The organism is Vibrio neptunius (assembly GCF_000967495.1).
In the GTDB taxonomy this organism is placed as follows: Bacteria; Pseudomonadota; Gammaproteobacteria; order Enterobacterales; family Vibrionaceae; genus Vibrio; species Vibrio neptunius.
The window spans coordinates 1-12,594 of record NZ_JXXU01000105.1; the positions used below are offsets into that span (position 1 = coordinate 1).

At 45.2% G+C, this 12,594-nt stretch carries 10 protein-coding genes and 1 pseudogene; 6 read left to right on the forward strand and 5 right to left on the reverse strand.

Annotated elements, in window-relative coordinates; genetic code table 11:
- The 3 genes and pseudogenes from TW84_RS24675 to TW84_RS22820 all read left to right on the forward strand — a co-directional run.
- A pseudogene (locus TW84_RS24675) lies at positions 1-996 on the forward strand (hypothetical protein); the annotation flags it as partial.
- Positions 997-1,447: 451 nt separating this feature from the next.
- A complete protein-coding gene (locus TW84_RS22815) occupies positions 1,448-2,143 on the forward strand; it encodes a VC0807 family protein (protein ID WP_045977900.1) in 696 nt (231 codons plus the stop codon).
- Positions 2,144-2,559: 416 nt separating this feature from the next.
- Positions 2,560-5,160: a cellulose-binding domain-containing protein gene (locus TW84_RS22820; RefSeq protein WP_045977901.1), complete on the forward strand. Its 2,601-nt coding sequence runs from the start codon at positions 2,560-2,562 to the stop codon at positions 5,158-5,160.
- A 228-nt stretch (positions 5,161-5,388) separates the two neighbouring features.
- Here the strand turns inward: TW84_RS22820 and TW84_RS22825 are convergent, their stop codons facing one another.
- From TW84_RS22825 to TW84_RS22835, 3 genes are all read right to left on the reverse strand, one after another.
- Positions 5,389-6,915, reverse strand: coding sequence for a methyl-accepting chemotaxis protein (locus TW84_RS22825; RefSeq protein ID WP_205622513.1), 1,527 nt, complete (start codon positions 6,913-6,915; stop codon positions 5,389-5,391).
- A gap of 357 nt (positions 6,916-7,272) precedes the next feature.
- Positions 7,273-8,301, reverse strand: a complete 1,029-nt coding sequence (locus TW84_RS22830) for a methionine synthase (protein ID WP_045977903.1) — start codon at positions 8,299-8,301, stop codon at positions 7,273-7,275.
- Between the two features lie 28 nt (positions 8,302-8,329).
- Positions 8,330-9,304 carry a DUF1852 domain-containing protein gene (locus tag TW84_RS22835; RefSeq protein WP_045977904.1) on the reverse strand — a complete coding sequence of 325 codons (975 nt, stop codon included), beginning with the start codon at positions 9,302-9,304 and terminating at the stop codon, positions 8,330-8,332.
- Between the two features lie 494 nt (positions 9,305-9,798).
- Here TW84_RS22835 and TW84_RS22840 point away from each other — a divergent pair, with 494 nt between their 5' ends.
- A complete protein-coding gene (locus TW84_RS22840) occupies positions 9,799-10,479 on the forward strand; it encodes a DUF1826 domain-containing protein (protein WP_045977905.1) in 681 nt (226 codons plus the stop codon).
- A 68-nt stretch (positions 10,480-10,547) separates the two neighbouring features.
- Here the strand turns inward: TW84_RS22840 and TW84_RS22845 are convergent, their stop codons facing one another.
- Positions 10,548-11,090 carry a nuclear transport factor 2 family protein gene (locus TW84_RS22845; protein ID WP_045977906.1) on the reverse strand — a complete coding sequence of 181 codons (543 nt, stop codon included), beginning with the start codon at positions 11,088-11,090 and terminating at the stop codon, positions 10,548-10,550.
- A gap of 147 nt (positions 11,091-11,237) precedes the next feature.
- Between TW84_RS22845 and TW84_RS22850 the strand changes: the two genes are divergently transcribed.
- The gene (locus TW84_RS22850; protein WP_045977907.1) at positions 11,238-11,621 is read left to right on the forward strand and encodes a winged helix-turn-helix transcriptional regulator; all 384 of its coding nucleotides are present in this window, start codon (positions 11,238-11,240) and stop codon (positions 11,619-11,621) included.
- A gap of 52 nt (positions 11,622-11,673) precedes the next feature.
- Here TW84_RS22850 and TW84_RS22855 read toward each other — a convergent pair whose 3' ends face one another.
- The gene (locus TW84_RS22855) at positions 11,674-12,345 is read right to left on the reverse strand and encodes a type 1 glutamine amidotransferase domain-containing protein (RefSeq protein WP_045977908.1); all 672 of its coding nucleotides are present in this window, start codon (positions 12,343-12,345) and stop codon (positions 11,674-11,676) included.
- Between the two features lie 116 nt (positions 12,346-12,461).
- On the opposite strand from TW84_RS22855, the gene TW84_RS24260 reads away from it, so the two are divergent.
- On the forward strand, positions 12,462-12,594 hold a 133-nt coding region (locus TW84_RS24260; protein ID WP_157634089.1), incomplete at its 3' end, for a helix-turn-helix domain-containing protein.

Here is a 12,594-nt window from a genome sequence, read left to right on the forward strand (position 1 = left end):
GGTGATAACTCCAGCGGTGGCGAGGGTGGTTCCGGTGGTGGTGATAACTCCAGCGGTGGCGAGGGTGGCTCTGGTGACGATGATACACCTACAGACTCTTCCAAACTGCATATAAGGTTTACTCGACCAGCTCCACCTGCTAATTCTGCTCCCCATGTGCAGCGACAAAACCAAGAGCTTTCAGGACGCCCGTTTCAGTTGGAAGTTTATTCAATAAATGATGAGCTCAATTTACAAGAGGTAACAACTGACGTCACTTGGACAATGGTTGATGAAAATTGTGGTGGAGAGCCATGTTACACACTAAGCCCTGAAGGAAGGCTGGTTGCAGGGGCTATCGGTCAATTTAGTGTACAAGCAGAATATAATGGGTTGCTATCTCCGGTGGTAAGCCTGGAAACCCCAAGGAAACTAGAAACCTGTGGAGTGGAAGGTAACACGGATATGAACCATCAGTCGGAGGAATGTTTGCATATCATTGCGGGCAGCTCGGGTAGCATCGCTGGGAAATGGTTTACCGAGCCGCCAAGACCGCAAGTGATGAGATACATGTATTATATAAAGGATGACACTCTGTATAACTCTGGGTATACACACTCAGATTTTTGGGTAGAAGGGGGGAGTGGGACTAACGCATTCGCTTCAATGCGCAATGATGGTTATGACGCTTCAATTGAAAATACATCTATAGATGCAGGGGATTTCGGTCAGTTTGATCGCTATTGTAAAGACTTAGCATCAATTAAGTTTAACGGTAGAGATAATTGGCGAAGACCTTATCAGCAGGAGATTGAAGCTTTGTCTACACTGTCGATAAAATCGAATTATGGTTGGCCAGTTAATGTTCACTATGCCTCCAGTAATGTACATATTTCTGGAGGTAAGCATAAACTCAGGTATGTGTTAATGAGGGAAGGTTCATCGAGCGTGTCTAGTTTTCTTCCAGGTTATGATGATCCATTGTCACTCTCTCCATGTGTATCTGAAGAACCGTAAACACCTTAATGTAAGTCGGAGTGACCTATGAAGTCACTCCGAAACGCATTGAATCCCAGACAGAGAACGCTATTAGGTTGGCAAGTAAAGTGGTGAAGCACAAACCGAGCAGATATTTGAGACACCAAACTATGCAACCAACGCATTTAACCCGCTCAGCCGATCGCGTCATTTAAGTGGCTGGCGAGTGGCGAGTCAATCAACCCTCATATTGATTTCATACCCTGTTAAGCCGCCGTTTTATCTTCAACTGGATTATGGTTGGCTCAAATCCAAATATGCCACCTAAGCCAATCAGGGTTACCTTTCCTACTTCAATGATTGTTGGAACGATTTATTTAATAAGTCGTTACACAACTTGGTACTTTAACCCTTTACATCTTGTTCTAAGCAATGAACACTGCCTCTCAAAGTTGTATAACAGCCGATTTTATAGAGTCAGTAGGAAATTATGAGTAACACGACGGCAAAAAAGTCGAACCCCCTATTCGAGATCCTTTTTAACGTATTTATCCCTTCATTCATCTTAATGAAGTTCAGTGGTGATGAGCATTTAGGCACAGCCACGGCCTTAGTGGTCGCTTTGCTATTTCCCATTGTTTACGGTTGTATGGATCTGATCCGCAACAAAAAATTTAACTTTATCTCGGCACTCGGATTTGTCAGTGTGCTACTAACGGGTGGGATTGGGTTACTAGAGTTAGATACGCGCTGGTTAGCGTTGAAAGAAGCATTGATTCCTGGCCTGATTGGTTTAGCGGTATTGGGCTCTACGTTCACACGCTATCCGTTTATGCAGAAGATGATTTTGAACGACACGGTATTGAATCTGGCGTTGATCACTGAGCGTTTAGAACAAAGTGGCAAGAAGGAAGCGTTTGAACGTTGTTTGATGTCATCTAACTATCTTTTTGCCAGCACGTTCGCGTTCTCTTCGGCAATGAACTACTTTTTAGCCACTTGGATTGTGACAAGCCCAGCGGGAACACCAGAATTCAATGAAGAGTTAGGTAAGCTAACGCTATACAGCTACCCGATCATCGCAATTCCAAGTATGTTGATGATGTTTGGTATTTTCTATTACCTCTGGCGTCAAATCAGAGCCATGACCTCGCTTGAAACGGAGCAGATATTCCACACAAAATAACCGCCAAGGGCACAGCCTGACTCGAGAAAAAGTCAGGCTTTTTTATCATACCAACGCTTATTAATCGCCCGATAAGTGCCAGAGATTTTAAAAATCACCTCTATATCAGAAGCTTACACTTTTCTTTACGCCATTCTTTTATCAGTTTGTTTGTCTACAGACTCTGTTGTGATACCGCTTTTACTTGATTGAGTCTTCCTCTGAAAGTTATTTTATTCCATTAACTAACTGAATGTTTTCTCACTGTAAAGGCGTGATATTTGCCGCATATTGATATTATTCCTACCTTTTTGTCAGATCTGTCAGGCCAGAGATGCTAACTTATTTTCAGATGATTATTTATTCTGCAGTGTAAATGTCTTTCCCTACTACAACATGAAATAAGACAACAAGATAATTAACTGAAAGGTAGAATTATGTTTAAGATGAGTAAGATAGCGACCTCGTTGGCGTGTATGGTTTTAAGCGGCCACTTATTTGCGGCAGAGCCTTATGACTCGAGCAAATCTTATGCTGGCGGGTCACAAGTCACGGTTGATGGAAAAACCTATGAAGCCAAATGGTGGGCGGGTGCGGGCCAGAGCCCAACGGGTGAGTATCCCAATGAATGGGACTCACCTTGGAAGCTGATTAGCGATACCACTCCTGAGCCAACCCCAGACCCCAATCCAACGCCTGATCCAGACCCTCAGCCGACCCCAGATCCTGCTCCAACGCCTGATCCAGCGCCCACACCGGGACCAGTTGACGACTTGTGTGTTGAGTTCAACGAGTATCCAAACTGGACCCAAGGTGACCACGCCAAGGGTGGCGATATCATGGTAAAAGACAACATTGCTTATAAAGCGAATTGGTGGACGTCGTCCGTTCCGGGTAGTGACGGTAGCTGGGCTCATCATCTAAACTGCGATAGTACTCCTCCGGGTACTGCCCCCTTACTTTCCTTACCAAACCCTATGGATCCGGTAAGACTGGAAGTCAACGGTTGGCCAAGCCATTTCGTCGTCACCAGCCCTGCCACGTTTAATGCGCCCTCTACGTTAGTTGTTGACACCATCAGCAGCACCAACCTGTCTGATGCCACTCAGTTAACGAATGCGTTCGTGTCTCTAATTCAAACGGTCGAAACTGCTGGTTCTTCATCGGTCATTATTAACAGTGATGTTCTGGATGTTGCGACGGCAGATAAAGGCCAATCTCTAGGTGTTGTCGCTGTTAAGCAGGCGCTAACCGCTGCTGTGGATGCGACGGGCAGCCAGATCGATATCAATGATATCAATGCACTGACTGACGATGTAAGCGGTTGGGCTCAAGCCTATAACCTGGTTATTTCGACACTTGCTCCTCAAGCGACGTTTGGCTGGACACTGAGTATCGGTGACTTTGCTTACGACACTCACTCGGGCCGGAGAGCCGTTTGGAATGCAGCTTCCGGCGCTACGTCGGATCTGCTGTCTGCATTTGAGCTGTACAAAGCCGATTCATTAACCAAAGCAGACTTCGTCGCCTTTACTAAGTCGAGCGCTTCACCTGCATTGAGCGACAATCAGTGGCACTACGCACTAGAATATGTGAAACAAGTGACGGATTACCTTAAAACTCCGGCTATGTTGACGTCTCTTCCTACTGCACAAACTGCGTCTTACTTCTTAGGTAATACATCTGGAGAACGCCATATTCGTAAAGCGGCACACAGCAATATTTTTGCCATCAATTTTGATACTGACACTGCCGACTTAAGCGCTAAGATTACCCGTTATCAGCAGGCGACTGTGCCGCTCTACTATGTCGGTGAGAGTGTGACCAGTGGGCCGTTAACGCGTATCGAATCACTCAACAACGAGTTGGCAAACGCAGAAACGGCAATGAATAACCAAGCCTTCCTGTTTGAAACCCCTCAATCGCAATGGATCCCATCCACAGTGTATAAATGGGCAGATTTCCTTGCCGGTCTCAACTCAATGCATAACGTAGGTGTTGCGGGTAATACCTTCTGGCTGTTGGACGATACAGCGGATGATGCGACCAACACTCTTTATGCGAAAGTGGCTATCGCCGCCTTCTTATCGCAAAGTATGCAAGAGACTATTCGTTACAATGCTTGTGATGAAAATAACTGGTCTGAAGTTCGTTACGGTGCGCCAGTAGACTATCCAATGACAGCAAGTTGTGGCCAGCTAGGTCAGAAGTACGCTGATTATGGTATGGATCCAGTCACAGGCCAAGACCACCCTTACTCATGTCCTCGTGATCCGAAGATGGAAGTGAGCGCGTTAACTAATGCGAAATGGTATGGTGCGCCAGCGCCTATCTTTGCTGCTCCAGATTCAGTATTGAAAGAGCAAGGGTTGCTCGTCAATGGCAATGTTGGTCGTTGGACAAACAATGGGCACTGTAATGAAGTACCGAGTGTTGTCGATACGTCTAAGCAGGTTTGGGAACGTGATGAATGTAAAGTCTATGCTGAACAAAAAGCGGGTAAGTTTATCTGGGATGGTTCAGATACCAACGGTACAGTACAAGGCTGTGGTTGGTGGGGACGTGGTGTTATTCAAACCACAGGTCGCCAGAACTTTGGTACCTTAAACCACTTTATGGGCCGCTCACATGTTGACCCAGAGACTATTGGCACCACAGTTAATGGTGTGACGGTTGAAGCGCCACCGGCAAATCCTCTGTATGCCGATCTTGATTTCTGTTCTAACCCAGGACTGATTTGTAGCTCTGAAGAAAACCGTGAGATCAAATGGATCGCAGGTTTGTTTTACTGGGTGACATCAGTACAAGCGTACAATGACGTTGGTGGGCCATACGCAGACTGGAATTACCATACTGAACTGAAAAAATACGTGGATGGTGGTTTGCAAGGTACACAGTTTATTGATGCGGTATCTGGCATTGTGAACCGAGGTTGTCCAGACCATACCTGTCCAGTCAGCGGTGAAGTACACGCAATCAAAGAGCGTCAAGATAACTTCAAACTTGTTCTCAAAACACTGGGTCTGAACCCTCAATAGCAAGAGGGAGGAGTCGTCTTACTCCACCGAGATCCTAACCGAAAGGCTCCCGAACCATGGGAGCTTTTTTATTAGCCTTGGCTTGGGCGTTCGATAATGATGCCATATTCGAAATGGCTCAATGAATGGCAAGCTGGGGACGCTTCTATCAACTAAAAAGCCAGTCGCAAAAGTGACTGGCTTTGATTGAATTTACTCGGCTAACAGCGCGAATCTGGAAACACAGAGTTAAATTTTAAATGACCCAACATGTCGATCGAGAACTTGTGATAGCTCGGCAAGTTTCTGGCTTGAATGTTCTAACTGTTCGCTAGCATTAAGACCATGTTTCACAGAGTGACTCACCGTATCCATATTGAGGTTGATTTCATTGGCGACTGTGGATTGCTGCTCAGTTGCGGTTGCGACCTGAGTATTGATATCCAGAATCGTGACGATCTGTGTGGCAATGTCTTCCAGCGCTTGTCTTGCCACTTGAGTTTCAGATGTGCCTTCCTGAATCAGTGTTTTACTATTGTTCATTGACGCCACGGCATTCTGCGCCTCGGTTTGCAACTGGTTAATCATGGCGTCAATTTCATCCGTAGACTGTGCCGTTTTAGTCGCTAGGTTGCGTACCTCATCAGCGACAACCGCAAAGCCACGCCCCGCTTCGCCTGCGCGTGCAGCTTCAATGGCGGCGTTCAGTGCCAGTAAGTTAGTTTGCTCTGATATACCTCGAATGACGTCGAGAATGGTACCGATTGACTGAGTATTGTCCGCGAGGTTTGTGATGATGTTCGACGTGCTATTCATCTCGGTTTCAAGATCATTAATTGCCGTGGTCGTTTTTTCGATCGTCTTCTGTCCACCTTGAGCTTCACTGGTTGCTGTGCTGGCGGCGTTCGCTGCGCCAGCCGCACTTGACGCAATTTCATTGACTGTAGCAATCATCTCATTCATTGAGGTGACGACCAGCATCGCTTGCTCGTTTTGTTCATGGCCTCTTGTTAGGGCTTGTTGAGATTGCTGACGAAGGGCAATAGCGGCGTTGTTGAGCTCTGCACCTGTTTTGACCACTTGTGAAATGATTTCGTGGACTTTGCTCACAAAGACGTTGAACGCCGAAGAGATCTGAGCGACTTCGTCATTTCCCTTAGTGGGTAGGCGAACCGTGAGATCACCGTTGCCTTGGGAGATATTGTTTAATGCGTTCTTAAGTACCGAGAGAGGTTTCATTAGCTTACCTAACAAGAAGAACAGCACGACGACACAAAGCACGAAGATCGCCACCATAGAAGACAGCTGATAAGTAACAATGCCATTGGTTGCTTGGCTGACTTCAGTGATGGGAATACCGATGTCGAAGGTGCCATAGAGTTGGCCGTTTACATAGATCGGCGCCATGATGTCATAGACCCACACTTGCTGAACATCTGCATACCACTTTGAATATTGCTGAACACCTCTTGTCGCGCCAGCGACGGTATAGCTGTCCTCATAGGTTTTGTTGAGCTTTTGTTTATCGCTGTGAGCAACCGCTGTCACATTACTATCAATGACAATTGCGTAGCTGACATCAGATCGTTGTTTTAGCTTGCTGACTAAAGTTTGCAGGTCTTTTAACGGATCTTGTGAGTTTTCGAGGATGTACCCAGCATTGCTTGCCAAGAATTCCGCTTGCACTTGTGATTTATGGAGGATGATCTCATCAATTTTCTGACTGGAGATAAGGTAAGTTGAGATCATACTGGCGGCCACCGCAATGCCAAACATGACACATACTGCGAGGAGGATTATTTTCTTCATTCTGAACGTCTCTATGCAAATCTTATTATTGGTTTTTGCTGATGCTTGATACAAGGAAAGCTCAATGATAAGCAACAACTCTTATATCGAGTATGTTTGCATAAATTTCAATAACTTTAGTTGTTAGATCTAAAACTCTAATTGAGGATCACACTTTTGGCGAAAAAGTGCTAGAAGTGGTCGGCAAAAGGTTGGTCTTGGTAGCGAACGCTCGAACAGTGGAGCAGAGATAGATAGCCAGTATTTGATTGGAAAACTTGGGGCGTAATGGAGCGAAAGTCCAAGCTGCCTCACCTTTGCAGGCAGCTTGAGATAGTGAATTGGCTAAACGGACAGTTCTTTTCGCACAAGTTCAGCACCGGCACTGAGTGCATTCAGCTTGTTGCGTGCGACGTCTCGCGGGAGTGGTGCCATACCGCAGTTCGTACACGGGTAAAGTTTATCGGCATCGACGTATTTGAGTGCCTCTCGCAGTGTTTGTGCTACTTGTTCAGGCGTTTCAATACTCTCAGTTGCTACGTCAATGGCGCCAACCATCACCTTTTTGCCTCGAATCAGTGCTAGCAACTCGATGGGCACGCGTGAGTTATGGCATTCCAGTGAAATAATATCAATATTAGACTGTTGTAGTTTCGGGAAGATTTCTTCGTATTGTCTCCATTCATTGCCGAGCGTCTTTTTCCAGTCGGTATTGGCTTTTATTCCATAGCCGTAGCAGATATGAACGGCTGTTTCGCATTTCAGCCCTTCAATTGCGCGCTCCAAGCATGCGATACCCCAATTATTGACGTCTTCAAAGAACACATTGAACGCGGGTTCATCAAACTGGATGATGTCTACACCTGCAGCTTCCAGTTCTTTGGCCTCTTGATTGAGTATTTTGGCAAATTCCCAAGCCAGCTCCTCACGACTTTTATAATGGTCATCGTACAGCGTATCAATCATGGTCATTGGGCCGGGCAGTGCCCATTTGATCGGTTGATCGGTTTGCTGGCGCAAGAACTTGGCGTCTTCGACAAAAACGGGCTTTTGACGGCTAACGGGACCAACAATTGTCGGAACACTTGCGTCGTAGCGATTACGGATCCTTACGGTTTTACGATGTTCAAAATCAACACCGTTTAAGTGCTCAATGAAAGTGGTCACAAAGTGTTGGCGGGTTTGTTCTCCATCACTGACAATATCGACACCCGCATGTTGTTGTTCTTGCAACGACAAACGCAGTGCATCCTGTTTGCCATGGGTAAGTTCATCACCTTGCAGTTTCCAAGGAGACCAGAGTGTTTCTGGTTCTGCTAACCAAGAAGGCTTGGGTAAACTGCCAGCGGTTGAAGTTGGTAATAGTGTTTTCATAGTCAGCCTTTCATCCCTCTGTCAGTTGTTAAGCGTATTGCGCAGACCATTGTTCAAGCACTGTCTGGTATGGCTTAATGAAATGTTCTTGAGCAAACTTTCCTTGTTCAACCGCCAATCTGCTGCGCTCTTCGCGGTCATACACAATCTGCGTTAAAGAGTGGTCACGGTTATTTAAGCTTGGCTGATAAGACTTACCTGCTGCCGCGTTTGCGTTGTAAATTTCAGGACGATAGATTTTCTGGAATGTTTCCATCGTGCTGATGGTACTGATCAACTCCAGATTGGTGTAATCATTCAATAGATCGCCAAAGAAATAAAAAGCGAACGGAGCGACACTGTTTGGTGGCATAAAGTAACGAACTTTTAGCCCCATTTTTTGGAAATATTGCTCTGTCAGAGACGACTCATTCGGTTGATATTCGTAGCCTAATATAGGGTGCTGATTGTCAGTTCTATGGTAGGTTTTATTGTCTGACACACTCAAGCAGATAACAGGAAGCTTTGTGAAGTTTTGTTTGTATGTCTCTGAATTAACGAAATGTTTGAACAGTTTGCCATGCAGCTCGCCAAAGTTATCAGGGACGCTGAATTGCGACTTACCTTTATTATGATCAAGTAACAACACACTAAAGTCATAATCGCGAACGTAGGAAGAAAAGTTATTGCCTACAATGCCTTCGATACGCTCATTGGTTTTATGATCGACAATATAGGTTTTGAGTACTTCAATAGAAGGGAACCGCTCGCCATCGGCTGCAATATCCATGTCGACAGAAACGATTTCTAGTTCAACAGAGTAACGATCGCCATTAGGGTTATCCCAGTGAGCAAGGGCATTAAAGTTATTGTCAATCATCTTAAGCGCATTGCGTAAGTTCTCTTGGCGACTTTCTCCTCTCGCCAAGTTGGCGAAGTTTGTTGTAATGCGCGTGTTGTCTGAAGGACGATAGTTTTCATCAAGGCTAAGGCTCTTGATAGTAAATTTGAAGTCTGTAGTCATGGTGATTGGTTATCCTATTTCCTTAGATGAACGCTGAAGTGATGGCTTACTTCTTGTATTTGTTTACGTTTCTAGTCAGTCATTTGTTGTCTCTAAATTCTGTCTAGATATAAGAGTAGAGTCCTTTATAACGTTGTTCTGTACTTGAATAACAATGGTATTGCTTCACATTGAACATGAGGAATTTTCATGAGCAAGTTAGCTTGAGCACGGTCTGGACGGCAGAAAGCATCGCTCAACGCGTCTGTGACTCGTTGTCATGCCATAGAGGAGAGCGGGTAAAGAGGTAAAAAAAGTGCAGCCGATTAGCGAATTTCCGAGTAGGCGATTTACCGCTAGTTTGACGTAAGAGTTGATAAGTTATTTTGTTATGTTATAACGTTTTCATTGTGATTTTGTCTGTCATTCGTGGTCATCGCTCAAACAGGGAGGTTGTCACCATGAATGAAGTATGAAGCTGGCAAATCATGCTTTTTAATATAGGAGGTTATGCAATGAATGCGGCTTTGGCTGAACAAAAAATCTATAGTGCTGAGCTTGATGTTGTGACCGCCCCCAGTTTCAGTTCAGGGAAACAACCGACGGTATTGGCCGATATCTATAAAGACGAAGTGAATATTGTGATTTGGCAGCGTCAATTCGAACCATCGTTCATCGAATCGGTTCGTGAATTTGTTGACACCAACCCCTCATTGAGCAAGTCGCTGACAGTCTCTCCTGAGAGCGCAATGGACGATTTGGTTTATGCTACTGACGGTCAAGCACCGCAAGCTCTGCTAGAAAACATCGTTCAGCTTGTTGATATGTTTTGCTGCTTATTTGAGCTTGAGCAAGTCGGGCTGAGGCTTGCAACACTTGGCGGTGCAATGTGTCCGCGTTTTCATGTTGATCAAGTTCCTTGCCGTTTGGTAACGACTTATCATGGGGTGGCTACAGACTGGTTACCAAACCATGTTTTGGATCGTTCAAAGTTAGGTCATGGCAGTAACGGCCAACCTGATTGTTCATCCGGTTTATATAGAGAAGAATCTGACGTGCAGCAGCTTACCTGTGGAGATGTAGCATTGCTTAAAGGTGGGCGATGGGAAGGCAACGAAGCAACAGGGCTTGTTCATCGCTCTCCGTCGATTGAGAGTGATCAACCCAGACTATTGATGACATTGGACTTCGGTTAACCTTGATGGCCAGTGACACAAAACAGAACAGGGCGATCATCGCCCTGTTCTCGATTCCGGTGGCCGAATTAAAACACACCATTGCCATTTTGAATATCGCCACCACTGAGCAATGAGTACAGTCGCATTGAGAAATCAAGCGCCTGAATAGAGTCCCAGTGCTCAACGATTCGGCCGTCTTCGAGTCGCCAAGTGTCGATGATATTCATGCCTTTCTCATCATTACCTCTATCTTCCTTATCCAGCGTGGCATGTGAGTGGAAAATGACGTAGTCGCCATCGACATAAATGTGTTTTACGTCGTAGGTATAATCAGGGTATTCCTCAACAAAATCACGCAAGAAACCCACTAGGCCTGTTACTTTGTCGGGTAGATTACGGTTGTGTTGTATGTAGGCGCTATCATTGTAGTGCTCTAGTACATAATCAAAATTATGGTCATTCATTAAATTCTGCACAAAATCGGTAATCAATTCGGCATTAGCTCGCTCCTGCTCAGTCCAGTTTGGTTTCTGCAACTCATGGAGGTTAATCGTCAATTTGTTTGATGATTGCGCATAACTCGTGGTCGTTAAGAGCAAAAGAATGGTGGATATGGTTCGTGTTAGCATGGCTCTCTCCAAGGTACTAGTTGTTATTTAGGTATACATTGATCATCATAGTAATTAATAGTAACCTACATGACAAGAAGGCACTTTCATGTTCGCTAGGCACATTTTGGTAACCTATGCGCGCTTAGAGTTTGATAAGGGGTACACATGGCTGAACAAGCTAAACCGGAAAGACGAGTTTTTTATAACAATGAAGATTGCGCTGTGCGCAATGTGGTTTCGCAAATTGGTGACAAGTGGTCGCTTTTGATCTTGTTTGCGTTGGTGGATGGGGAAGATAGGTTCAACGCTTTAAAATCTAGAATAGAAGGCATATCACAACGGATGCTGACTCAAACATTAAGAGATTTAGAGCGAGAAGGCTATGTCAACAGAACGGTCTATCCAGAAGTACCGGTAAAAGTAGAATACGGCTTAACAGAAATGGGGCGGGAGCTTGTGAAGCCTCTTTATCAACTGGTATGTTGGGCTGATGACCATCGGCAAGATATTGAGCGTGCGCGCAAAGCTTACGATGAGAAAAACGCATAGAAGAGCTGGCACCAAGGTAGGCTGTGGATTCTACGCCTTGATGCCAAATCGATTAAGCTAAAATTTCCACCAACTTTTGGCCTACACTGTGGGCACTAGTTGGGTTTTGGCCTGTGATGACTCTTTGGTCGACAATGACAAATTCCTGCCAAGGTTGAACCTTGCTAAATTGTGCTGCACTTCGCGCAAGCGACTCTTCTAGCAGAAACGGGATGTCGTTAATGGTGCCGAAATCGATTTCTTCTTCACGTGTGAATCCGGTGACTGATTTTGAGGCCAATAGTTTATCGCCATTGCTTAGCGTTATTGGCAATAAGGCCGCAGGGCCATGACATACTGCTGCTACAACGCCACCCTGTTCGTAATGTTTAGCGGCGATAATTGCAAAGTCTTTATTGACGGCAAGATCCGACAATAAGCCAAAACCGCCTGGGTAGAAAATCGCATCATAGTCTGAGCCATTGATCTGAGATACTGGAATTGTATTGTTGATTTTGTTCAAGAAATCGTCATTGCTTAAGACTTCGTCATTCACCGCGTCACCCTCGATATCCGTACCGTACAGAGGCGCTTTCCCGCCTTTGATTGAAGCGATGTCGTACTCAATTCCAGCCGTAAGGAGTGTCTTGACTACGTGGGTGAGTTCTGGCGCGTAAGTACCATTAGCTTGATCTGTAGTGCCTAGTGTAGCGTGATTAGTGACGGGTATAAGTACCTTTTTCATGCGTCTATCCTTCTGATTGATTCATATTTTTTGTTCCCCTTAATACTAATTGCACTTTATTTGGGTGATAATACACTTTGTTTGCAAAACATTATTGCTATATAGCAAAGGTGAGTATGGATAGCTTTGAAGGGATTAACGAATTTGTTGCCGTTGCGGAAAGTCAGGGGTTCTCCTCTGCCGCAAAGCAGTTGGGATGCAGTACTAGCCACGTTAGTCGACAAGTTTCAAGGCTTGAAGAACGGGTGG